This window comes from Streptomyces sp. NPDC003032, from assembly GCF_053591415.1.
The window spans coordinates 31,850-54,396 of the sequence record NZ_JBSFTT010000004.1; the positions used below are offsets into that span (position 1 = coordinate 31,850).

At 71.1% G+C, this 22,547-nt stretch carries 13 protein-coding genes and 2 pseudogenes; 7 read left to right on the forward strand and 8 right to left on the reverse strand.

Annotated elements, in window-relative coordinates:
• The first annotated feature begins 2 nt into the window (after nucleotides 1-2).
• Entirely contained in the window at nucleotides 3-839 is an 837-nt protein-coding gene (locus ACWDZ7_RS06860) for a carbohydrate ABC transporter permease (protein ID WP_451795447.1), read from the forward strand.
• A gap of 10 nt (nucleotides 840-849) precedes the next feature.
• Here ACWDZ7_RS06860 and ACWDZ7_RS06865 read toward each other — a convergent pair whose 3' ends face one another.
• A complete protein-coding gene (locus tag ACWDZ7_RS06865) occupies nucleotides 850-2,838 on the reverse strand; it encodes an amylo-alpha-1,6-glucosidase (RefSeq protein ID WP_451795448.1) in 1,989 nt (662 codons plus the stop codon).
• Nucleotides 2,831-4,261: an MGH1-like glycoside hydrolase domain-containing protein gene (locus ACWDZ7_RS06870; protein WP_451795450.1), complete on the reverse strand. Its 1,431-nt coding sequence runs from the start codon at nucleotides 4,259-4,261 to the stop codon at nucleotides 2,831-2,833. The genes ACWDZ7_RS06865 and ACWDZ7_RS06870 overlap by 8 nt, the downstream gene beginning before the upstream one ends.
• Nucleotides 4,262-4,646: 385 nt before the next feature.
• Between ACWDZ7_RS06870 and ACWDZ7_RS06875 the strand changes: the two are divergent.
• From ACWDZ7_RS06875 to ppdK, 3 genes and pseudogenes are all read left to right on the forward strand, one after another.
• Nucleotides 4,647-5,165, forward strand: a pseudogene (locus tag ACWDZ7_RS06875) (ROK family protein); the annotation flags it as partial.
• A 684-nt stretch (nucleotides 5,166-5,849) separates the two neighbouring features.
• Nucleotides 5,850-6,494 (forward strand): annotated as a pseudogene (locus ACWDZ7_RS06880) (ROK family protein); the annotation flags it as partial.
• Between the two features lie 428 nt (nucleotides 6,495-6,922).
• Nucleotides 6,923-9,676: a pyruvate, phosphate dikinase gene (ppdK, locus tag ACWDZ7_RS06885; RefSeq protein ID WP_451795452.1), complete on the forward strand. Its 2,754-nt coding sequence runs from the start codon at nucleotides 6,923-6,925 to the stop codon at nucleotides 9,674-9,676.
• A gap of 133 nt (nucleotides 9,677-9,809) precedes the next feature.
• On the opposite strand, the gene murJ is transcribed toward ppdK, so the two are convergent.
• The 3 genes from murJ to ACWDZ7_RS06900 are packed head-to-tail and all read right to left on the reverse strand — an operon-like array spanning nucleotide 9,810 to nucleotide 13,277.
• A complete protein-coding gene (murJ, locus tag ACWDZ7_RS06890; RefSeq protein ID WP_451795454.1) occupies nucleotides 9,810-11,492 on the reverse strand; it encodes a murein biosynthesis integral membrane protein MurJ in 1,683 nt (560 codons plus the stop codon).
• Between the two features lie 48 nt (nucleotides 11,493-11,540).
• The gene (locus ACWDZ7_RS06895) at nucleotides 11,541-13,028 is read right to left on the reverse strand and encodes a hypothetical protein (RefSeq protein WP_451795456.1); all 1,488 of its coding nucleotides are present in this window, start codon (nucleotides 13,026-13,028) and stop codon (nucleotides 11,541-11,543) included.
• Nucleotides 13,029-13,088: 60 nt separating this feature from the next.
• Nucleotides 13,089-13,277, reverse strand: a complete 189-nt coding sequence (locus tag ACWDZ7_RS06900; protein ID WP_451795458.1) for a hypothetical protein — start codon at nucleotides 13,275-13,277, stop codon at nucleotides 13,089-13,091.
• 408 nt (nucleotides 13,278-13,685) lie between these two features.
• Between ACWDZ7_RS06900 and ACWDZ7_RS06905 the strand changes: the two genes are divergently transcribed.
• Nucleotides 13,686-14,393, forward strand: a complete 708-nt coding sequence (locus tag ACWDZ7_RS06905) for an O-methyltransferase (RefSeq protein WP_451795460.1) — start codon at nucleotides 13,686-13,688, stop codon at nucleotides 14,391-14,393.
• Between the two features lie 249 nt (nucleotides 14,394-14,642).
• Here ACWDZ7_RS06905 and dusB read toward each other — a convergent pair whose 3' ends face one another.
• Together dusB and ACWDZ7_RS06915 are read right to left on the reverse strand one after the other, a co-directional pair.
• Entirely contained in the window at nucleotides 14,643-15,776 is a 1,134-nt protein-coding gene (gene dusB / locus ACWDZ7_RS06910; RefSeq protein ID WP_451795462.1) for a tRNA dihydrouridine synthase DusB, read from the reverse strand.
• A 95-nt stretch (nucleotides 15,777-15,871) separates the two neighbouring features.
• Nucleotides 15,872-16,735 (reverse strand): helix-turn-helix transcriptional regulator, encoded by an 864-nt coding sequence (locus ACWDZ7_RS06915; RefSeq protein WP_451795464.1) that lies wholly within the window; start codon nucleotides 16,733-16,735, stop codon nucleotides 15,872-15,874.
• 101 nt (nucleotides 16,736-16,836) lie between these two features.
• Here ACWDZ7_RS06915 and ACWDZ7_RS06920 point away from each other — a divergent pair, with 101 nt between their 5' ends.
• The gene (locus ACWDZ7_RS06920) at nucleotides 16,837-18,282 is read left to right on the forward strand and encodes an MFS transporter (RefSeq protein ID WP_451795465.1); all 1,446 of its coding nucleotides are present in this window, start codon (nucleotides 16,837-16,839) and stop codon (nucleotides 18,280-18,282) included.
• 95 nt (nucleotides 18,283-18,377) lie between these two features.
• Complete coding sequence (locus tag ACWDZ7_RS06925; protein ID WP_451795467.1) at nucleotides 18,378-19,835, forward strand: MFS transporter; 1,458 nt, start codon at nucleotides 18,378-18,380, stop codon at nucleotides 19,833-19,835.
• Nucleotides 19,836-19,915: 80 nt separating this feature from the next.
• Here the strand turns inward: ACWDZ7_RS06925 and ACWDZ7_RS06930 are convergent, their stop codons facing one another.
• Nucleotides 19,916-22,450, reverse strand: coding sequence for an eCIS core domain-containing protein (locus ACWDZ7_RS06930; RefSeq protein ID WP_451795469.1), 2,535 nt, complete (start codon nucleotides 22,448-22,450; stop codon nucleotides 19,916-19,918).
• Nucleotides 22,451-22,547: the final 97 nt, after the last annotated feature.

Below are 22,547 nucleotides of genomic sequence, written 5' to 3' on the forward strand. Positions count from 1 at the left end.
AAATGGACAACGCCCTGGTCCGGGTGGGCCGCGCGCTGCGGGTCGTACTGCTCATCGCCCTCGCGCTGCTGTTCCTGATCCCCTTCTACCTCCTCGTACGCAACGGACTCGCGTCCGAGGACGACATCACGTCCCCCGACTGGACCTTCTTCCCCTCCACCCTGCACTGGTCCAACCTCTCCGAACTCTTCGACGACCCCACCGTGCCGATGGCGCGCGCCCTGCTCAACTCGACGCTGATCGCGGTCGCGACGACCCTCGGCACCCTCGTCCTCGCCTCGCTCGCCGGATACGGCCTGGCGCGCATCCCCTACCGCCACGCCGACCGCGTCTTCTACGCGATCCTCGGCACGATGATGGTCCCGGCCGCCGTCACCTTCGTACCGAGCTTCGTGCTGGTCTCGTCGCTCGGCTGGGTCTCGACCCTGCGCGGCCTGATCGTCCCGACGCTCTTCTCGGCCTTCGCGTGCTTCATCTTCCGGCAGTACTTCCTGGGCTTCCCCCGGGAGCTGGAGGACGCGGCGCGCGTGGACGGGCTCGGCTACTGGCGTACGTACTGGCGTGTGGTCGTCCCGAACTCCCGGCCCGTCTTCGCGGCCGTCGGCACGATCGTGTTCATCGGCGCGTGGAACTCCTTCCTGTGGCCGCTGGTGATCGGCCAGGACCGCGATGCGTGGACGGTCCAGGTGGCGCTGGCCACCTTCACCACGTCGCAGGTCATCCGCCTGCACGAACTCTTCGTGGCGGCGGCGGTGTCGATCGTGCCGCTGCTGGTGGTCTTCCTGTTCTTCCAGCGGTGGATCGTGGCGGGGGTGGAGAGGTCGGGGATCGACGACTGAGGTCGGGCCGTCACCCTCCCACCGCCGTGAGCAACGCCAGCGGCGCCGCCGCCGAGCGGGATTCCAGGACGCAGGCGTGCGGGTACGGGACCGGTACCGGATACGCCGCCCTGTCGTAGCCCGCGAGGACCTCCGGGAGGCGGCCGCCGGCGGTGGTGGCGGCGGAGAGCAGGCCGTGGGCGACCGTGCGGGCCTCGTCGTGCAGGCCGTAGCGCGCGAGGCCCAGCGCGATCAGCGCGTTGTCGTGCGGCCACACCGAACCGCGGTGGTACGACAGCGGATGGAACGCCGCCTGCCCGGCCGCGACCGTCCGTACGCCCCAGCCCGAGAAGAAGTCCGGCTCCAGGAGCCGCCGGCCCACCGCCTCGCCGTACTCCTTGTCGAGCAGCCCGGACCACAGCAGGTGCCCGGCGTCCGAGGCCAGCGCGTCGACCTGGCGGCCCTCGCCGTCCAGGGCGAGCGCGGGAAAGCCCTGCCCCGGCATCCAGAAGTCCCGCTGGAAGCGGTCCCGCAGATCGCCCGCCGCCTGCGCGAGCAGATCCGCGTACACCGCGTCGTCCCAGACGGTCCGCGCGAGCCGGGCGGTGCGGCGCAGCGCGTCGTACGCGTAGCCCTGCGCGCCCGCCGCCATGACGGGCCCGCTCGCGCGGCTGCCGTCGGCGGAGCAGATCGCGCCGGGCGAGTCCTTCCAGTTCTGGTTGGCGAGGCCGCCCTTGTCCGCGCGGTAGACGAGGTAGCCGCGCGAGGTGAGCCCGCCGTGGTCGAGCATCCAGCCGACGGCGGCGCGCGCGGCCGGCTCCAGGCGGCGGGCGAGCGCGAGGTCCGCCGTCCGCTCCGTGTACGCGCCGAGCAGCACGAGGAAGAGCGGCGTCGCGTCGACCGAGCCGTAGTAGCGGCCGAACGGCACCTGCCCGAAGTGCGCCAGCTCGCCGTGCCGCACCTCGTGGACGATCTTGCCGGGCTGGGCGACCGCGCCCCCGTGGGCCCGCGTGGCCTGCGTCGCGGCGAGCGCGGGCAGCGTCGCGGCGGCCAGGCCCGGTACGTACGGCAGCGCGAACAGCGAGGTCAGCAGAGCGTCGCGGCCGAGCAGCGTGAGGTACCAGGGCACGCCCGCGCCCGGCACGCTCAGCTCCTCGCCGTCCAAGCCCATCGCCGGGACCTGGAGCACCGCGAGGTCCGCGAGCCCGCGCGCGCAGGCGTCGGCGAGGGCGGGCCACCGGGTGGGCAGGGTGACGCCGGGCGCGAAGTCCGCCTGCAACGCCTCCAGTTGACGTACCGCCTCGGCGGGCGAGTCGGGCAGGTCGGGCCCGGCCGCCCCATGCGGATACGCGGCGGCACGCAGTGCCACCTCGGTCGAGCCGTGCGGGTCGACCTCCAGCGTCCATACGAGGCGACGCGCGCCGCCGCCGGTCTCCTCGACGGCGTCCGGCGCGGGGTCGGCGGTCACCGTCGTCCGCGCCGACCACTCGCCCCGCCGGTAGCCGAACTCGACGCCCCGCACGCCCTCGCCGTCGCCGCCGTCATCGCCGCCGCCGAGCGGCCGCCGGGACCTGACGGCGCCCGGCTTGGCGTACGTACGGTGATCGGCGCGCAGTTCGAACTGGTCGGTGAAGTCGGCGTCCACGGTCAGCGCGAGCCGCACCCGGGTCGGCACCGGGCGGTTGCTCACGACCCGCAGCGACTCGACGAACGCGCCGTCGCAGACCGCCTGTTCGCGTACGAGCGTATACGCGGGCGGCTCCTGGCGGCCGCCGCGCGGTACGAGCACGCAGCGCGCCGCGCCGGTCACGGCGGCCGCGGTCTCCACCGGGGCGAGGACCTCGGGCACGGCCCCGTCGACGGTCAGCTGCCAGCGGCTCAGATGACGCGCGTCCCGTACGAACAGGCCGTCCGGGCCCGCCCCGCCGCCGCGCGCCCCGCCGACCCCGCTGATGTCGCCGCCCGTGCCGACGGCCACGAACGTCCGTCCCCGCACCAGCAGCCGATGCCGGTCACTCATGGCCCCACCCCTTCTCCCGCGAGCCCCCTTCGCAGAGACCGCCGCGCCGGTCGTGCAGCAGGTCCAGCGTCAGCGCGGCCGTCCAGCCGAAGCCGCGTGCGCCGCATCCCGCGCCGGTGTACGGATCCACGTACTCGGCGAATCCGGAGGCGCCCGCCACGTCGAGCAGGGACTCGCGCAGCCCGTCCGCCAAGCCCTCCTCCCCGTGCAGCCGGAGCCCTCTCTCCACAAGCCAGTTGGTGTTGAACCACGCCGGGCCGCGCCAGTAGCGCCGTGGGTCGAAGGCGGGCGCGGTCAGGTCGTGGCTCGGCACGAGCCGGGTCGCGCCGCCGAGCCCGAAGTGCGGGCCGCGGGCGGTGCGCACCAGGGCGGCGGCGATGCCGGGCGGCAGCGCGGGCAGCACGAGGGGGATCAGGCCGGTGACGCCGCGTTCGGTGATGAGTTCGCCGGAGCGCAGGTCGCGGCAGAGGAACAGCTCCCTGGCCGGGTCCCACAGGCGGGCCACGAGGGTCTCCGTCAGCTCCCGGGCCCGCTCCTTCCTCGCCCGCGCCCGCTCCGACGGCTCGCCCAGCTCGTCCCCGATCAGGGCGAGGGCGTACTCCGAGGCGATCAGCAGGGCGTTGAAGGAGGGGTCCTCCACGGAGAAGGAGAACGCGCCGGGGTCGGCGGTGTCGGCATACCCACGGTCGCGGTACTCCGCGGCGAGCCGCACATACCGCCCGTAGTCCGCGTCGGTCGGCCGGTCCTCGGGCGCCCCGTGGTCCAGGTCGGCGCGGCGGAAGGCACCGGGTGCCGCAGGCTCCACGCGGCTCAGCGGGCCGTCCCAGCAGGGGCTGTTGTCCATGCCCTGCTCCCACGGGTGCAGCACGGCGGCGAGTCCCGCGCCGCCCGCGTCCCTGGCGTCCAGCAGATAGCGGTGCCAGGCGGCGAGGCGGGGCCGGACGCGGGCGAGGAAGGAGCGGGCCCGGGACAGTCCGGGGTCGGCGCGGTGCACCAGCCAGGCGGCGAGCGCGTGCACCGGGGGCTGCACGATGCCGGAGGTCTGTACGCCACCGGGGGCGCCGGCCGGGCGGCCGGCCGTGGTCGAGCGCCAGAAGTCGGGGCTCGGGAAGTAGGCGTCGAGGGGGACGGCGTCGTTGAACACGATGTGCGGGACGCGGCCGTCGCCCCACTGGGCGGACAGCAGTGTCTCCAGCTCCAACTGGGCCCGTAGCGGCGAGAGGTGCCGCAGCCCGATCGCGATGAACGCGGAGTCCCAGGACCACTGGTGCGGATAGAGCGCCCGCGACGGCACGGTCGACGTCCCCGTCCAGTTGGCCCACAGCACCTCGGCCGCGCGCTCCCGCAGCGGATCGGTGGTGCGGCGTGCGGGCGGGTGCGCGGGCTGATGTGCGGGCGGGCGAGTGGTCGTGCTGCGGTCCACGCGGATCTCCCCGAGGGCTGTCGACGTACCGTCAGTTCCAGGTCGGCCACCATAGAGTTACGCCTACTTAGTACGCAAAACCCAATATGTAACGCTGAGTTGACGAGCACAAGGGGTGCGGGTAAGGGGTGCGGTTGCGGGGTCCGTCGGGCAACCTGAGGTACGGCTCGGGGCCGGACCGCCCATACGGTGAGCGCCGGCGGATATACGTTCGAACGCGGAGGGGCACATGGGAGGCAGGGGAGACGGCGTCGCCGACAGGGAGGGCGCCATGGCCGCGCGAGGCCCGGCGCCGGCCGCCACCGAACCGGCGCCCCCCTCCCCCACCACCTCCACCTCCCGCTCCCGGCCCCGGGCCGCCGTCGGTCAGCCCGGCGCCGGGGAGCTGCTGGAGCTCGTACGCACGGGGCGGGCCACCACGCGCGGGGCGCTGCAGGAGGTCACCGGGCTGTCGCGGGCCACGGTGGGGCAGCGGCTCGGGCGGTTGTTCCGGGCCGGGTGGGTGCGGGAGGGCGGCGGGGGGCCGGTGGATTCGCCGCTCGGGGGACGGCCCGCGATCCAGCTGGAGTTCGACGAGGCGCATGCCGTCGTGCTCGCCGCCGACCTGGAGACCCGGCACGCCCGTACCGCCCTGCTCACCCTCGGCGGCGAGATCGTCGCCGAGCGGGCCGGTCCCCTCGCCGTCGAGGACGGGCCCGACGCGGTCCTCGACGAGCTGGGCGCCCGCTTCGGCGAGCTGCTGCGCGAGACCGGGCACTCCGCCGCGTCGGTCTGCGGCATCGGGCTCGCCGTACCGGGGCCCGTCGACACCGGGACGGGCCGCGTCGTCCAGCCGCCGATCATGCCGGGCTGGGACGGCTACGACATACGGGGCCGCCTACGCCGGGCGATCGCCGAGCACACGCGCCCGGACACGCGCATGGGCGACGCCCCCACCACCGCACACACGCCCACAGGCACACACACGGGCGACGCCCCCACCACCACACACGCCCAGCCGGATACACCCACGGAAGCCGCCCCTGCCGCCGCGCAGGCCCAGCCGGATACACCCACGGAAGCCGCCCCTACCACCGCACACACCCCCGCGGGCACAGACCCGGGCGACGCCCCCACCACCACACACGCCCAGCCGGGCACACACACGGGCGACGCCCCTGCCGCCGCGCAGGCCCAGCCGGATACACCCACGGAAGCCGCCCCTACCACCGCACACACCCCCGCGGGCACAGACCCGGGCGACGCCCCCACCACCACACACGCCCAGCCGGGCACACACACGGGCGACGCCCCTGCCGCCGCGCAGGCCCAGCCGGATACACCCACAGGCGACGCCCCCGCCACCGCACACACGCCCACAGGCACACACACGGGAGCCGCCCCCACCACCACACACGCCCAGCCGGATACACCCACGGAAGCCGCCCCTGCCGCCGCGCAGGCTCTCCCGAGCACGCGCACGGGCGACCCCCCCGCCGTACACGCTCAGCCGGGTACACCCAGGGGCGACGCCCCCGCCGACCTCCCCATCCCTGCCGACCTCCCCGGCCTTCCCGCTCTCGCCGAGCTTCCCGACCTTCCCGTCCTCGCCGACCTTCCCGTCCTCGTCGACAACGACGCCAACCTCATGGCGTACGCCGAACAGCACGCCCACTACCCGGACTGTGCCGCCTTCGCCCTGGTCAAGGTCTCGACGGGGATCGGCGCGGGCGTCGTGGTGGACGGCGCGGTCTACCGCGGCATCGACGGCGGCGCCGGCGACATCGGCCACATCCGGGTGCCCGAGGGAGCGGACGCACTGTGCAAGTGCGGCTCCTACGGCTGTCTCGCCGCCGTCGCCAGCGGCCGCGCCGTGGCCCGCAGACTGACGGAGGCGGGCATACCGGCGGCCTCCGGCTCAGATGTGCGGGCACTCCTCGAGGCGGGGAACCCCGAGGCCGTGGGGTTCGCGCGCGAGGCGGGGCGGCATGTCGGCGAGGTCCTGGCGACCGTGGTGACGCTCCTCAACCCGGGCGTTCTGATGATCGCCGGAGATCTGGCCGGAACCCCGTTCCTCACCGGCGTCCGTGAACTGCTCTACCAGCGGGCGCTGCCCCGCTCCACCGCCCACCTGGACGTCGTCACCTCACGCCTGGGCGAGCGCGCGGCGCTGATCGGCGCGGGAACACTCGTGGTGGAGCACTTGTACGCCCCGCGGCGGGCGGAGGAGCGGCTCGCCGCGCTGGGCCTGTAACGCGACCCCGAAGCCCGCCTCGCCGCATCTCCCCCAGTGACCGGGAGCGTCCGGATGGTGACATGGAGACGCTTCGGACAGCGTGATTCTCGCCACCCCTGATAGACCTTGCGCTCACATGAGCACCCAAAAGGCGGCTGCACTTCTCCAAGGAGTGGCACTCAGTGCCACTGCTCGATCATTCAGGACGTGAACTCACATCTGAGATCTTTCCGCTCGTTTGAGCGTTTCGCAGGGTCTACGGGAGTTGTGTCTTCAAGAGTTGAAGACATGCGCCCGCGTCCCCCTACCGCCGAGTCACTTTCGATCTAGCGGCGGACGGGTGGTTACGGCCGCATGACGCGCAAGTGGACGTACCCACACGCCTTCGATCTGGGTATGTTCCTCGCCGTCAGGGCAGCCACCGAGTCCTCGAGGAGTCGAGACCCGTGTCGGAAAACAAAGATCTCCACGTAGCTCACACGAGTGAGACGACCGAGGCGACCGAGGGGGTGAAGTTCGTTTACGACTTCACCGAGGGCAACAAGGAACTCAAGGACCTTCTCGGCGGCAAGGGCGCGAACCTCGCCGAGATGACCAACCTCGGGCTGCCCGTCCCTCCGGGCTTCACCATCACCACCGAGGCGTGCAAGACGTACCTCGACAGCGGTGAGGAGCCGGCGGCGCTGCGCGACGAGGTCAGTGCGCACCTCGACGCCCTGGAGAAGAAGATGGGCAAGAAGCTGGGTCAGGCCGACGACCCGCTGCTCGTCTCCGTCCGCTCGGGCGCCAAGTTCTCGATGCCCGGCATGATGGACACGGTCCTGAACATCGGGCTCTCCGACAAGTCCGTCACCGGGCTCACCAAGCAGTCCGGCGACGACCGCTTCGCGTGGGACTCCTACCGCCGGCTCATCCAGATGTTCGGCAAGACCGTCCTCGGCGTCGACGGCGACCTCTTCGAGGACGCGCTGGAGAAGGCCAAGGAGGCCAAGAAGGTCACGGTCGACACGGACCTCGAGGCGGCCGACCTGAAGAAGCTGGTCACCAAGTTCAAGAAGATCGTCAAGACGGAGGCCGGGCGGGACTTCCCGCAGGACCCGCGCGAGCAGATGGACCTCGCGATCCGTTCGGTCTTCGAGTCGTGGAACACCGACCGCGCCAAGCTCTACCGCCGTCAGGAGCGCATCCCGCACGACCTCGGCACGGCCGTCAACGTCTGCTCGATGGTCTTCGGCAACCTCGGCCCCGACTCCGGCACGGGCGTCGCGTTCACCCGCGACCCGGCCAGCGGCCACCAGGGCGTGTACGGCGACTACCTCCAGAACGCGCAGGGCGAGGACGTCGTGGCGGGCATCCGCAACACCGTGCCGCTCGCCGATCTGGAGCAGATCGACAAGAAGTCGTACGACCAGCTCATGCAGATCATGGAGACCCTTGAGACGCACTACAAGGACCTCTGCGACATCGAGTTCACCATCGAGCGCGGCCAGCTGTGGATGCTGCAGACCCGCGTCGGCAAGCGCACCGCCGGTGCCGCCTTCCGTATCGCGACGCAGCTCGTGGACCAGGGCCTGATCGACGAGGCCGAGGCGCTGCAGCGCGTCAACGGCGCGCAGCTCGCCCAGTTGATGTTCCCGCGCTTCGACGACGGCGCCAAGGTCGAGCAGCTCGGGCGCGGGATCGCCGCGTCGCCGGGTGCCGCGGTCGGCAAGGCGGTCTTCGACTCGTACACCGCCATCAAGTGGTCGCGTTCGGGCGAGAAGGTCATCCTGATCCGCCGCGAGACCAACCCCGACGACCTCGACGGCATGATCGCCGCCGAGGGCATCCTGACCTCGCGCGGCGGCAAGACCTCGCACGCCGCCGTGGTCGCGCGCGGCATGGGCAAGACGTGCGTCTGCGGCGCGGAGGACCTGGAGGTCGACACCAAGCGGCGCCGGATGACGGTCGGCACGACCGTCGTCGAGGAGGGCGACGTCGTCTCCATCGACGGCTCGACGGGCAAGGTCTACCTCGGCGAGGTGCCGGTGGTCCCCTCCCCCGTCGTCGAGTACTTCGAGGGCCGCATGCACGCGGGCGCCGACGACGCCGACGAACTGGTCGCCGCCGTGCACCGGATCATGGCGTACGCGGACCGCGTACGGCGTCTGCGGGTGCGCGCCAACGCCGACAACGCCGAGGACGCGCTGCGCGCCCGCCGCTTCGGCGCGCAGGGCATCGGCCTGTGCCGCACCGAGCACATGTTCCTCGGTGAGCGCCGCGAGATGGTCGAGCGCCTGATCCTCGCCGACGCGGACGACGAGCGCGAGGACGCGCTGAAGGAGCTGCTGCCGCTCCAGAAGAAGGACTTCGTCGAGCTGTTCGAGGCGATGGACGGCCTGCCGGTCACCGTCCGTCTGCTGGACCCGCCGCTGCACGAGTTCCTCCCGGACATCACGGAGCTCTCCGTCCGCGTCGCCCTCGCCGAGTCCCGCAAGGACGCCAACGAGAACGACCTGCGCCTGCTCCAGGCGGTCCACCGGCTGCACGAGCAGAACCCGATGCTGGGCCTGCGCGGTGTGCGCCTCGGCCTCGTCATCCCCGGCCTGTTCACCATGCAGGTGCGGGCCATCGCGGAGGCGGCCGCCGAGCGGAAGAACGCCAAGGGCGACCCGCGCGCGGAGATCATGATTCCGCTCGTCGGCACGGTCCAGGAGCTGGAGATCGTCCGCGAGGAGGCCGAGCAGGTCATCGCGGAGGTGATCGAGTCCACCGGCGTCGACCTGAAGCTCGCGCTCGGCACGATGATCGAGCTGCCGCGCGCCGCGCTGACGGCCGACCAGATCGCGGAGGCCGCCGAGTTCTTCTCCTTCGGTACGAACGACCTCACGCAGACCGTCTGGGGCTTCTCGCGGGATGACGTGGAGGCTTCGTTCTTCACCGCGTACCTGGAGAAGGGCATCTTCGGGGTCTCCCCGTTCGAGACCATCGACAAGGACGGCGTCGGCAAGCTGGTGCGGGACGCGGTCGAGGCCGGTCGCCGGACCCGCCCCGACCTGAAGCTCGGCGTCTGCGGCGAGCACGGCGGCGACCCGGAGTCCGTGCACTTCTTCCACGAGGTGGGCCTGGACTACGTCTCCTGCTCGCCGTTCCGCATCCCGGTGGCCCGCCTGGAAGCGGGCCGCGCGGCCTCGCACTCGACGGGCAGCGACCACCGGTAGCCGTTCGGCGCCGGTAGATGCTCCGGGGCTGCCGCCGTGTCCCCGACCCTCAACCGATGCGGCGGCGGCTCCGGTCCACGACGAAGGGGCGGCACCCTGTGCGGGGGTGCCGCCCCTTCGGTGCGGTTGGACCTCAACGCATTCCGGGCGGGCGACGCAGCTCGTCGACCTTCATCAGCCGGGCGAGAAGGAGATACCCCAGGGCTGTCACGAGCACTCCGGCAGCCAGTGCCACGGCCGTGGGCCACGTTCCACTGCCCAGGTCCGCGCACGCACGCGCCGCGGCCCAGCCCAGCCCGGCAGCCGGGCCCGCGGCGCAGAGCACCTTTACGTAGGTGCGGCGCAGGCCGCCGTCGTCGATGCGGCCCCCCAGTCTCCTGCGCAGCAGATACGCGGTGAGGGCGAGGCCGGCCACGTAGGAGAGGGTGTAGGCCCCTGCCATGCCGACCACCGCCCAGCGGGCAGGCAGCAGCACATGACAGGCGGTGGCCAGGGCAATGTTCACCCCCGCGATCCAAGCCGCCATGAAGAACGGAGTGCGGGTGTCCTCGAATGCGTAGAAGCCGCGCAGCAGAAGGTACTGGGCAGAGAACGGGATGAGCCCGAGCCCGAACGCCTGCAGCATGTAGCCCAGCGGGCGGACCGAGTCGGCGTCCGCCGCTCCGTGGGCGTACAGCAGCGACGCGATCTGCGGCCCCAGAGCGAGGAAGAGGAAGGCGGCCGGCACGATGACCACGCCGCTGATCCGCAGCACCCGGGAGAGGTCCGCGCGCAGATCCGGGATGCGCCCCTCGGCGGCGGCCCGGCTCATACGCGGCAGCAGCGCCGTCACCAGGGACACGGTCACGATCGACTGCGGCAGCATCCAGATGGTCTGCGCGTAGGTGTAGGCCGAGTAACCCGCGCCGGCCTGCGGCAGTTCCTGGTCGGCGGCGTTGGCGTAGTTCGTGACGACTGTCAGCGCGGCCTGGTTGGCCAGGACGAACAGCAGCGTCCACTTCGCCGCGTGGACGCTCTTGCCCAGGCCGGTGCCCCGCCAGTCGAACCGTGGGCGGAAACGGAAACCCGCCGCCCGCGCGAACGGGATCAGCGCCAGGGCCTGTACGGCGACGCCTGCCGTCGTGCCGATCCCCAGCAACCACACCTGGTCGGCGGTGATGTCCTCCACCCGGTCGGGCACCGCCATCAGCCCCAGATAGGCGGCGAACATGCCGACCAGCACGACATTGTTCAGCACCGGGGTCCACATCATCGCGCCGAACTTCTCGCGGGCGTTCAACACCTGCCCATAGATGCTGAACAGGCCGTAGAAGAAGATCTGCGGCAACAGGAACCGGGCGAACGTCACCGTCAGCTGGAACGCCTCATGGCTGTCCGGGGTGTCCCGCATGTACAGGCCCACGATCTGCGGCGCCGCCCACACTGCCAGCGCCGTCCCCACACCCAGCACGCACACCACGAGCGTGACCAGACGCTGCTCGTAGGCCCGACCGCCGTCGGGCTGCGTCGTCCTGGCACGCACCAGCTGCGGCACCAGCACGGCATTGAGCGCGCCGCCGATCAGCAGCGTGTACAGACTCGTCGGCACCGTGTTCGCCGTGTTGTACGTACTGGCCAGCAAGCCCGTGCCAAGCGCCGCGGCCTGCAGCACCTGACGGATCAGCCCCGTCGCTCGTGACACCACCGTGCCAACGGCCATCAGTAAGGACGAACGAGCCAGTCCGCCCTTGTCCTTCTTCCGCCGGGCGGCATGCCGCCCTCTTCTCTGCTGCTCCTGCGGCATGGTCTGCGCCGCGGAGTCCGCCCCCTGCACCATGCCGTCAACTTATGTCCTCGAAGTCACACGGCCCCAATCCTACGTGCGTTACGTGATCTCCCGCATCGTCGCCAGTGCGTGGCTGGAGGACTCCACCATGTCGCGGACCATGTCGTCCGGGCGCCTGGGGGCGTGCGGGGAGAGGGAGTTGAGACTGTAGCCGTCCGGGGCCAGGGTGGTGAGGGTTGTGGCGATGACGTGGCGCAGGTCCGGGAAGGTAAGGGCGGAGGCCAGGGACTTGGCGAGTCCGTCCGTGGGAGTGCCCGTCGCCTCCAGGATCGCGCGGGCCGAGGCCGACTCCACCTCGGCGAGCGCCGCCAGCCTGCGCTCAAGGGTGGGGTCCGGGAGGGCCTTTCGGGCCTTGGCCGCCTCGCGCAGATAGCGGTGCAGGAGCAGGTGGAGCGTGGCGCCCGGCGGTGGGGACGCGGGGTCGAGCGCCTGGAGGATCGACGTCAGCCAGTCGGCCAGGCCCCGCCCGGCCAGGCCCAGTTCGGGCCAGGTGGTCGCGCGGAGCTGCTCGCCGAGGTAGTGGGCACGTTCGAACGCCTTGCGGCCCGGCGTCATGGGGTGGGGGGCGTCGACCGGCCCGTATGTGCTCTCCAGTGCGGGGGCGCGGTGTTCCGCGAGGGTGCAGAAGAGCGACAGATGGACGTACACGTGAAAGGCCGCGATCGTTCGGTGCGGGTCCCATCGGTTGGTTCCGGCCAGGCCCGGTGAATTCCAGAGCGACGTCACTTTCCGTACGTCGTCGGGGAGTCCGTGGTCGCTTTCCACGTCCCGTACGAGCAAGGAGTGCGCGTGCCGGAAGTCGTAGAGCTTCTGGTGCAGTGATTCATGCAGAAGGTGTTCCGCTACCCACCAGGGGTTCGTCAGCAGTTTCTGGTTCAGGAAGACGATTCCGGCCATTCTGAACTGGGACGTGGAGGATTTCCTCGCCCAGGCCCCGACGCCCGGGGAAATACCGATCACATGGGTGTGGTGCAGGGCGCTGCGGGAAGTCCCGGGAAGGATTTCCCGGAGCAGTCCCGCGGCTTTCCGCAGCATCGCGACATCGGCCGGGGCGGGTGCGCAGATCTGGTCGGTGAACTCCCTTTCGACGAGCATCCGGAGCGCCTGGGCGAAGGCGTCGTCGCGGCGCTCCGGATGCCAGAACCATGCCGGGCCCGCCACCGGGTCGAGGCGCTGCGCCCCGGTGGCGCCCGCCTCCGACGGCCCGTCGGCGGTCCCGGTGTCGAGGTGGCGCCTGGTCGCGTCGAGGATCTCCTCGCAGAGTGCGAGGGGGAGTACGACCTCGGCACCCGCCGTGACGCGGGCCAGCGACTGCTGGATGACGCAGCGGACCACGGGATCGCCCAGCACGCGGTACTCGCGGTGCGGGTCGGCGCCGGCGAGTGCGTCGAGGAGGCGCCGGGCGGCGGGGAGCCGGTCGGCGACCTTCTTCAGCCGGTGCAGGTGGGCGCCGCGCATCTGCTCGTGCACATAGGAGCTGTCACCGAACGGCCGACCCTGCGACAGAACGGCATCGAAAGCGGACATCTCTGTCATGGGAATCGGCCTCTGCCCTGATCGGTGGGTGCCTGATCGTGCGTGGAAGGGTCAGACTTCCGCGGCGTGGTCGTGGTCGTGGTCGTCCGGCAGCTGTGGCTGGACGACGGCGCGCAGCGCGTCGTGCTGCGCCTGCATCTCCTGGGCTTCCGCCTCGGAGATCTCACGGGTGAAGACGAGGGTCACCGCGGTGAGGGCCTGCGGGGATTCCGGCTCCTGGGAGGATGGCGATTCGCTCATTGCGACTCCGTTCAAACGGAAAGGAAGTGCGGAGACCTCTCTCTTCGCGTCTCCTCTCTCTTCGTGTCTCCTCGGTGGCAATCTACGAGTGGAGTTGCAGGGAGGTCAACGAGAACAGGACGCGCGAATTCTGTTCGCCCGCCGGAACAAGCCACGCGTTATTAATGGCCAAGGGTCAGCACGGCCGGGCCGCGAGGGAATGGTGTGCGGCATGGTTCGGCTGAGCACGGGGTCGGCGCCGCGCTATACCGTGAAATCGACCCAAAATGTACGGGACCTCTGCCTGTGGAGATCGTTTCTCTTCCCGTTCGGGTCCGCCATTAACGGCATGATTACGAAAGGTGATAGTTCCGGCCGATGGGCTACGGTCCTCATGACTGAGCGGGAGGAAAGGAGAAAGAGGCCATCATGACTCAATTCGATTTTCCGCAGGGCCGAGGCGAACAGGCGCGAAAGGCCGCGCGCCCGAGCCGGGTCACCCTGACCTTCGACCACCCTCTGACCACGGCCGAGGTGGACCGGCTCCAGCGGAGCACCGACGCGCAGGCCGCCGTACGGGTGCCGCCCGGGGTCGCCCTGGCCCACGACCGCGAACGGAAACTGGCGTTCGACAAGTCGTCGGACCCCGAGGTCGGCGCGCTCCTCGCCGTACTCGCGGCGGCGGTGCCCGTGGGCGGGCGCATCCTGGAGACGGGGACCGGGGCGGGGATGGGCCTGGCCTGGATCGCGCACGGACTCGGGGCGCGCGAGGACGTCGAGGTGCTCAGCGTGGAGCTGGACGCCGAGCGGGCCGCGTCCGTGCGTGCCGCGGGGCTGCCGCCCGGGGTGTCCGTCCTGGTGGGCGACGCCCTTGAACTCATCGCCTCCCAGGGCACGTTCGACCTCGTCTTCGCCGACACCCCGAGCGCCAAGACGACGGGCCTCGCCGACGTCGTCGACGCGCTGCGGCCCGGCGGCACGCTTCTGATCGACGACATCGCCGACGCCACCCACCCCGAGAGCTACACCCGGATCACCACCCTGCGCGAGCGGCTCTTCGGCGACCCCCGCCTGGTCGTCACCGAACTCACCTGCGCCACCGGAATGTTCCTGGCCACGCGACGCCGCCCGAACTGACGACTACGCGCCGGACGGACCACCGGCGGCGCACCGAGCGGCCCGACGGCCACGCACCGGACAGACCACCGGCCGCACACCGGACGGACCACCGGCCGAATGCCGAGCAGCCCGACGGCCACGCGCCGGACGGACCACCGGCCGCCCACCGGACGGCCCGACGGCCGCCCACCGGACGGCCCGACGGCCGCCCACCGGACGGCCCGGCAGCCACGCGTCGGGCGGACCGGCAGCCACGCGTCGGGCGGATCAACCCCCCGACGTGTCCAGCTCCGCTTCCTCGCTCACGCCCGCGCAGTCGTACGGGTCCTTCAGCCAGCCGTCCGGCAGGACCACGCGGTTGTTGCCCGATGTACGGCCCCGTGGGCCGTCCGCGCCCGTCGGCCACTCCTGGTCGAGGTCCAGCTCACCGAGCCCGTCCTCCAGTTCGGCCAGCGAGGAGGTGATCGCGAGACGCTTGCGCATCTCCGAGCCGACCGCGAAGCCCTTCAGATACCAGGCCACGTGCTTGCGGAAGTCGATGACGCCCCGCGACTCGTCGCCGATCCACTCGCCGAGGAGCGTGGCGTGGCGCAGCATGACGGCGGAGACCTCGCGCAGGTTCGGGGCCTTGGGCGCGCCCGTGCCCTCGAAGGCCGCCACCAGGTCGCCGAAGAGCCAGGGGCGGCCGAGGCAGCCGCGGCCGACGACGACGCCGTCGCAGCCCGTCTCGTCCATCATGCGGACCGCGTCGGCGGCCGACCAGATGTCGCCGTTGCCGAGCACCGGGATCTCCGGCACGTGCTCCTTGAGACGGGCGATGGCGTCCCAGTCGGCAGTGCCGCCGTAGTGCTGGGCGGCCGTGCGGCCGTGCAGGGCGATCGCCGTGACGCCCTCCTCGACCGCGATGCGGCCCGCGTCCAGGAACGTGATGTGGTCGTCGTCGATGCCCTTGCGCATCTTCATGGTGACGGGGAGGTCCCCGGCGCCGCTGACGGCCTCACGGAGGATCGCGCGCAGCAGATGACGCTTGTACGGGAGCGCCGAGCCGCCGCCCTTGCGGGTCACCTTGGGGACCGGGCAGCCGAAGTTCAGGTCGATGTGATCGGCCAGGTCCTCCTCCGCGATCATGCGGACGGCCTTGCCGACGGTCGCCGGGTCGACGCCGTACAGCTGGATCGAGCGCGGCTTCTCCGTCGCGTCGAAGTGGACCAGCTGCATCGTCTTCTCGTTGCGCTCCACCAGGGCGCGCGTCGTGATCATCTCGCTCACGAAGAGGCCCTTGCCGCCGGAGAACTCCCGGCACAACGTCCTGAACGGCGCGTTCGTGATGCCCGCCATGGGGGCGAGCACGACGGGCGGCTGCACGGTGTGCGGGCCGATGGACAGGGGCTGGGACGGCATCGCGGCTCTCCGGGACGGACGACGGGACCCTCCATTGTCCCTCACTCCCGCGATAGCCCCGCCCGCCGTCATCCCCGCGACGACTCCGCCCGCCGTCATCCCCGCGACAGCTCCGCCAGCCGTTCCAGGCGCTCCTCCGACTCGTCGTCGGCGGGTACGTACGCGATGAGCCGGTGCGCCTGCGCCAGCGGGGCCATCCACAGCATGCGGTGCTCCAGCTTCAGCAGCCCCACCCGCGGATGCTGATACCGCTTGACGTGCGGGGACATCGCCGCGACCTCATGCCGCTCCCACAGCTCGCGGAACTCCGCGGACACCCCGAGCAGCCGGTCCCGCAGCTCCTTCCAGGCGGGCTCCGCACCATGCTCGGCCATGGCCCCGCGGAACTTCGCGGTCAGGTCGCGCAGCATCTCGTCCCGGTCGAGAAACGTCTCCCGCCAGCTGTGGCTGGTGGCCAGGAGCCACAGGCAGTTGCGGTCGCGCGGCTCCATCGCGTCGAAGTCGCCGAAGACGTGCGTCCAGGAGCGGTTGCACGCGAGGACGTCGTAGCGCCCGTTCTGCACGGTGGCCGGATACGGCGCGACGCGGTGCATCAGCCTCCGCACCGGCGCGGAAAGCGCCGTGCACTCGGCCTCGGGGCGCGGATCGACGGCCCCCGCGAGGGCGAAGAGGTGGGCGCGTTCGCCGGGGTCCATGAGCAGCGCCCGCGCGATCGCGTCGAGGACCTGCGCCGACACCTTGATGGGCCGGGCCTGCTCAAGCCACGTGTACCAGGTGACGCCCACGCTGGAGAGCTGCGCGACCTCCTCGCGGCGCAGCCCCGGCGTACGGCGCCGGGTGCCGCGCGGCAGCCCCGCCTGCTCGGGCGTGACGCGTTCGCGGCGGCTGCGGAGGAAGGCGGCGAGCTCTTGCCTGCGGATGTCGGCGCCGGGGTCTGCCGCAGCGGCGGTAATCGTCATGGGCCAAGGCTGTCCGATCGCGCAGCCTGTTTCCAGGTGCGTCTGATACCAGGATAAAGAGACTCTGGTACCCCTCTGAGCACCGCAACATCGTCGTGTACGTGACTCTTGCAACCCACACCGACAAGTCCCCCGCGGCCGCTTCTCCCGGGCTTCCCGAGCCCTCCGCCCTCACCCCCCTCGGTCTGATCACCGTCCTCCTCGGCGCCTCCCTCTCCAGCGTCGACTTCTTCATCGTCAACGTCGCCCTGCCCAGCATCGAACGCGACCTGCGCGCCTCCCCCGCCACCCTGGAGATGGTCGTCGCCGGTTACGCCGTCGCGTACGCCGTGCTGCTCGTCCTCGGCGGCCGGCTCGGCGACACGTACGGGCGCAGGAAGCTCTTCCTGTGGGGCGTGGCCGCCTTCGGGCTGACCTCGCTGGCCTGCGGGCTCGCGCCCGGCGCGTGGTGGCTCGTGGCGGCGCGCGTGGCGCAGGGCGCCGCCTCCGCGCTGATGCTGCCGCAGGTCCTCGCCACCATCCACGCCACGACGCGGGGCGAGCGGCGCGCGAAGGCCGTCGCGCTGTACGGCTCGGTGAGCGGACTCGGCGTCGTCCTCGGGCAGGTGCTCGGCGGGGTCCTCGTCGCCGCCGATCCGGCGGGCACCGGCTGGCGCATGGCGTTCCTGGTGAACGTACCGGTCGCCGTGGCCGCCCTGCTGTGCGCGGTGCGCGCGGTGCCGGACAGCCGCGCCGAGCGGCCCCGGCGCGGCGACATCGGCGGCACGCTCCTGCTCGGCGCCGCACTGACCGCCCTGCTGCTCCCCCTCTCGGAGGGCCGGGCCACCGGCTGGCCCCTCTGGTCGGTGCTGCTGCTCGCCGCCGCGCCCCTGCTCACCTGGGCGTTCGCGGCCGTCGAGCGGCGGGCGGAGAACACCGGAGGCAGCCCGCTGCTGCCGCCGTCACTCCTGCGCGAACCCGGCGTCCGCAGGGGACTCGTCCTCGGTCTGCCGATCTTCACCGGGTTCAGCGGCTGGATGTTCGTCAGCGCGGTGACGCTGCAGCAAGGGCTCGGCTACGGCGCCCTCAAGGCGGGCCTGACGCTGATCCCCATGGGCGTCGCACAGTTCGCGGCGTCGATCCTCGCCCCGCGCCTGGTCAAGCGGCTCGGCGGCCGGGCGATGACGGTGTGCGCGCTGGTGCACGGCTCGGGCCTCGCGGTGCTCGCCCTGACCGTGCTGTGGCTGCCGTGGCCCTCGATCGGCCCCCTGGCGCTCGCACCCGGCCTGGCCCTGTGCGGGCTCGGCCAGGGCGTCGAACTCGCCCTCTACTACCGGATCGTCCTCGCCGCCGTGCCGGCCGCGCGGGCGGGCGCGGGCAGCGGCCTGGCGGCGACCGTGCAGCAGTCGTGCCTGGCGGTGGGCGTGGCGACGATCGGCTCCCTCTTCCTCGCGCTGGTGCCGGGACTCGGCATGCGGGACGCGTTCACCCTCGTGCTCGGGACACAACTGGTCGGCCTGCTCGGCCTGGCGCTTGTGAGCATGCGGCTGCCGCGACAGCTGACCTGAGCGGCCGGGGCGGCCGGGGCGGACGCGCAAGCGGGCCCGACGGACGGTCGGTCGGGCGGGAGCCGAAATCCTTCCGGAAAGCTACCGTCGAATACATGCCCGATGAACTTACCCACCGCCGACGGATGCTCGTCCTCGCGATCTGCTGCATGAGCCTGCTGATCGTCAGCCTCGACAACACCGTCCTGAACGTCGCCCTCCCCACCATGCGCGAGGAGTTCGACGCGAGCGTCTCGGGCATGCAGTGGACCATCGACGCGTACACGCTCGTCCTCGCCTCGCTCCTCATGCTCGCCGGCTCCACCGCCGACCGCATCGGCCGCCGCAAGGTCTTCCAGGCGGGTCTGATCGTCTTCACCCTCGGTTCGGTGCTCTGCTCGCTCGCGCCCAACCTCGAATGCCTGGTGGCGTTCCGCATGATCCAGGCGGTGGGCGGCTCGATGCTCAACCCGGTCGCCATGTCGATCATCACCAACACCTTCACCGAACCGCGCGAGCGTGCCCGCGCCATCGGCGTCTGGGGCGGCGTCGTCGGCATCTCCATGGCGGCGGGCCCGCTGATCGGCGGGCTCCTCGTGGACTCGGTCGGCTGGCGCTCGATCTTCTGGATCAACCTGCCGGTCGGCCTCGCCGCGCTCTTCCTGACCATGCGGTACGTCCCCGAGTCCCGCGCCCCTCGGCCCCGCCGCCCGGACCCGATCGGGCAGCTCCTGGTGATCGTGCTGCTCGGCGCGCTGACGTACGCGATCATCGAGGCGCCCACCGTCGGCTGGACGTCACCGCTGATCCTCGCCTTCGCCGGCGCGGCGCTGCTCGCCCTGCTCGGCCTGCTGGCCTACGAGCCTCGCCGCACCGATCCCCTCATCGACCTGCGCTTCTTCCGGTCGGCGCCGTTCAGCGGGGCCACGGTGATCGCGGTCTGCGCCTTCGCGTCGCTGGGCGGCTTCCTCTTCCTCTCGACGCTGTTCCTCCAGGACGTACACGGCCTCGACGCGCTGCACGCCGGGCTGTGGATGCTGCCGATGGCGGCCATGACGCTGGTCTGCGCGCCGCTCTCGGGCCGCCTGGTCGGCAGCCGCGGGCCGCGCATGTCGCTGCTGATCGCGGGGGTGGCGATGACGGTCTCGGGCGTCCTCTTCGCCGCGTTCGAGGCGGAGAACGAGGTCGGCACGCGCTTCGTCGGCTATGTCCTCTTCGGCCTCGGCTTCGGTTTCGTCAACGCCCCGATCACCAACACCGCGGTCGCCGGGATGCCCCGCGCCCAGGCGGGCGTCGCCGCGGCGGTCGCCTCCACCAGCCGACAGATCGGCCAGACGCTCGGCGTCGCGGTGATCGGCGCGGTCCTGGCGTCGGGCGTCGCGTCGTCCTCGTACGCGACCGACTTCACCGAGGCGAGCCGCCCCGGCTGGTGGATCATCGCGGGCTGCGGCTTCGCGGTACTGGTGCTCGGGGTGCTGACGAGCGGGCGGTGGGCACGGGGGACCGCCGAACGGACGGCGGAGCGGCTGGAAGGGGCCGACACGGGACCGGACCGGGCGTCACAAACGGCCTGACCGTGTGCCGTGTGCCGTCTGCCGTCTGCCGTCTGCCGTCTGCCGTCTGCCGTGGCAGGATCAGCGGCGACCAGCGGCCGTCATCCCTTTTCCTGCGCGGCTCTCCTGGCGATCACCAGCGCACGGGCCCGCGTGAGGTGGGCATCACCGACCGATCTCGGATAGGCGGTCCCGACGATCCGCAGGTGATTTTCCACCAGTGCGACGAGTTGGCCTTCGGTGGCTTCTCCGGGAACGTCCAAGAGCTTCATCAGGTACGCCTGGAGATGCCCTCGCTGCAGCGGAACAGAGCCGTCCTCGTGTTTCCGCAGGTTCTTCCTGGCAGTGCCTTCCCCCTTACCGGCGGTGTCCGCGGACTCCAGGGTCGCTCCGGGGATGTAATTGATATAGGTGAGGAGCGCATTGATCGCTTTCTGGAGAAGGAGCGGCTGCCGCTTCATGGAGGTCGCGTCGTCGCCCTGGGAGGCCGCGCGCGAAACAACCCCCAGGACTGCTGCGAGCGCTTGGAAGTCGGCCTTGGCCGTGGCCAATCGTTCCAGATGATATCTGCCTTGCTCATCATCGGCAGGCCGGAATGCCTGGCCTACCGTGCTCTCCATGCCCTGGGCCTCTTTGAAAGCATACGTGACAATGAAATACGCCGCCTCGTCGAGGGTGCGTCCGATGAGTCCTCTGCGGATGCTGTCCATGTGGGCGATCCAAGCAGTGGTGTGCGCCCCCATGGTGTTGGAGAAGGGGGAAGGACTGCGACCCCCGGAATGAAGTGCACTGATCCGGCCGCCCTCCACCTCGATCTGAGAAGTGAGAGGTTGCCTCTCGGAATCCTGTTCCGGCTGTGCGGTGTTCACCTGGGGGGTGGCCTGCGCCGAGGCCGTCGCGGAGGAGCCCGTAGGGGATGGACCGGTCGGGCCGGTGGCGCCTTCCAGGGTCGCCGCCTTCATCATTTCGGCCAGATCGGTCATGGTCGCGCTCGGTTTGGCCGTGCTTCGGCTCGCCCTTCCCTCCGTAGGCGCCGGAGGCTGCGGAAAGGTCGGCACCGCCCCTCCGTTGAACGCCAGACCCCGCGCGTGCCGCGACCACTCGTCACATTCCGTCTGGAGAGCGCCGGAGGAACGCTTGTCGTTGTGCGCCCCCCTCCTGTAGAGGTTTTCGATGTTTTCCGTACTGGGCTTCAACCGCTCAAGATAGAAATATCTGTTCTTCCGCTTCCGGCCCTCTATTACGGGACCGATTTCCGTATTGAACGCAGCCAGTGCCGCTTCCTGACTTCCGAAGACACTCGCGACCCCGTCGGGGTAGGCCATCTCCACAGACATCAAGTGCTGTCTGATAATGATCTCCGCCCGTGCTGCCGGGGGCAGATCCGGGTTCATCCCTGGCATAAGCCTGGCCAGGACGACCGGATCGTGCTCGGCGGCGACGATCGCGACCCCGTCCCGGTCCATGAGTTTCCATATCGCTTCCTTGACAGCTTCCGGATTCGAGACATTACCCGAGAAGGCCGCAGACAGGACCTGGTTGGACCCGGCCTCCGCCTTCCCTTTCCCTGCGGTTCCTTGCGAGACTGCCGCCACATTCATCGTGGTGAACGGGATGAGTTCACGGAAATGCAGAAATTCCGTCACCATCTTCTGGACGAGAGGAAACTGCTGCGCCGGTGGAACATTCCCGGACAGCAGGGAAGCGATGGTCATCTCCAAGGCCGCGAACGCACTCTGGCACTCAGCCCTTTTGCCCTCCGGAAGATCGCCGACCGCTTTCGCGCCGGGGAGGTCGAGGGTCTTCTGGGCAAGCTCCTGGAGACTGGCCGCGGCTTCCTGCGGATTCCGGTTCAGCACGGCCCTCCTGACTGCCTCCTGCTGAACGACGAGAGCAGTGGAATGGTCGCCCTTGGAGTCGGAGTACGGCGACTTGGGCCGTCCCGCGAAGTGGATCTCCGAGACGGCCTGGCCGTCCACCGAGTCCACCTGGGCGGCGACCGCCCGCTGCACCGCACCCACGCGTCCGGACGGGCTCGGCCGCCCGCGCTGCGGGGCGGCGGCCGCGACCTCGGGCACGGACGCGGACATGACGCGCGTGGCGTTCGCCTCGGCCTCGCGTTCGTAACGGTCGGTGGGGTCGGAGATCCTGAGGCCGTCACCGCTGTCGGTACCGGCGACCGGGCCTTGGCGCTGCTGGATGACGTGGGTGAGTTCGTGGGCGAGGGTGTGCTCGTCGTCGCCTCCTTGCCCGATGACGATATGGCTGCCGCTGGTGTAGGCGCGGGCGCCGACTTCGGCGGCGGAGGCCCTGGCGGCCGTGTCGTTGTGCACGCGGACATCGGAGAAGTCGGCGCCGAGCCGGTTCTCCATGTCGGCGCGGGTGGCGTCGTCCAGGGGGCGTCCGGCGGTGCGCAGGACGTCGTGGACGGCGGAGCGCTGGACCGCGGGCTGCTCGTCCTGCTGGTGGCCGGCCTGACGGAGCAACTGGACCACGGCGGCGTTGCCCGCCGTGGCCTGGAGGCTCAGTAGACCGTTCGGATCGTGCAGACCGTGCGGCGGCGCGGGTGACGGGCTGTGGGCCGGGGTGCGGCTGGTGCCGGTCTCGGCGCCCCGGACATTCTGGTGATCGCGCAAAGGAGCCTCGCCTCTGGTGCGGTTTCGTCGACTCTTCGTGCATACGCGGCGAGGGGCGCTGATGCCCAGGTACGGGCGGGCAGTGTGACCTGACCGG

Coding starts and splice junctions, on each gene's coding strand:
- ACWDZ7_RS06860 (WP_451795447.1), top strand. CDS start 3: ATGGACAACGCCCTGGTCCGGGTGGGCCGCGCGCTGCGGGTCGTACTG.
- ACWDZ7_RS06865 (WP_451795448.1), bottom strand. CDS start 2,838: ATGAGTGACCGGCATCGGCTGCTGGTGCGGGGACGGACGTTCGTGGCC.
- murJ (WP_451795454.1), bottom strand. CDS start 11,492: ATGGTGCAGGGGGCGGACTCCGCGGCGCAGACCATGCCGCAGGAGCAG.
- ACWDZ7_RS06895 (WP_451795456.1), bottom strand. CDS start 13,028: ATGTCCGCTTTCGATGCCGTTCTGTCGCAGGGTCGGCCGTTCGGTGAC.
- ACWDZ7_RS06900 (WP_451795458.1), bottom strand. CDS start 13,277: ATGAGCGAATCGCCATCCTCCCAGGAGCCGGAATCCCCGCAGGCCCTC.
- ACWDZ7_RS06905 (WP_451795460.1), top strand. CDS start 13,686: ATGACTCAATTCGATTTTCCGCAGGGCCGAGGCGAACAGGCGCGAAAG.
- dusB (WP_451795462.1), bottom strand. CDS start 15,776: ATGCCGTCCCAGCCCCTGTCCATCGGCCCGCACACCGTGCAGCCGCCC.
- ACWDZ7_RS06915 (WP_451795464.1), bottom strand. CDS start 16,735: ATGACGATTACCGCCGCTGCGGCAGACCCCGGCGCCGACATCCGCAGG.
- ACWDZ7_RS06925 (WP_451795467.1), top strand. CDS start 18,378: ATGCCCGATGAACTTACCCACCGCCGACGGATGCTCGTCCTCGCGATC.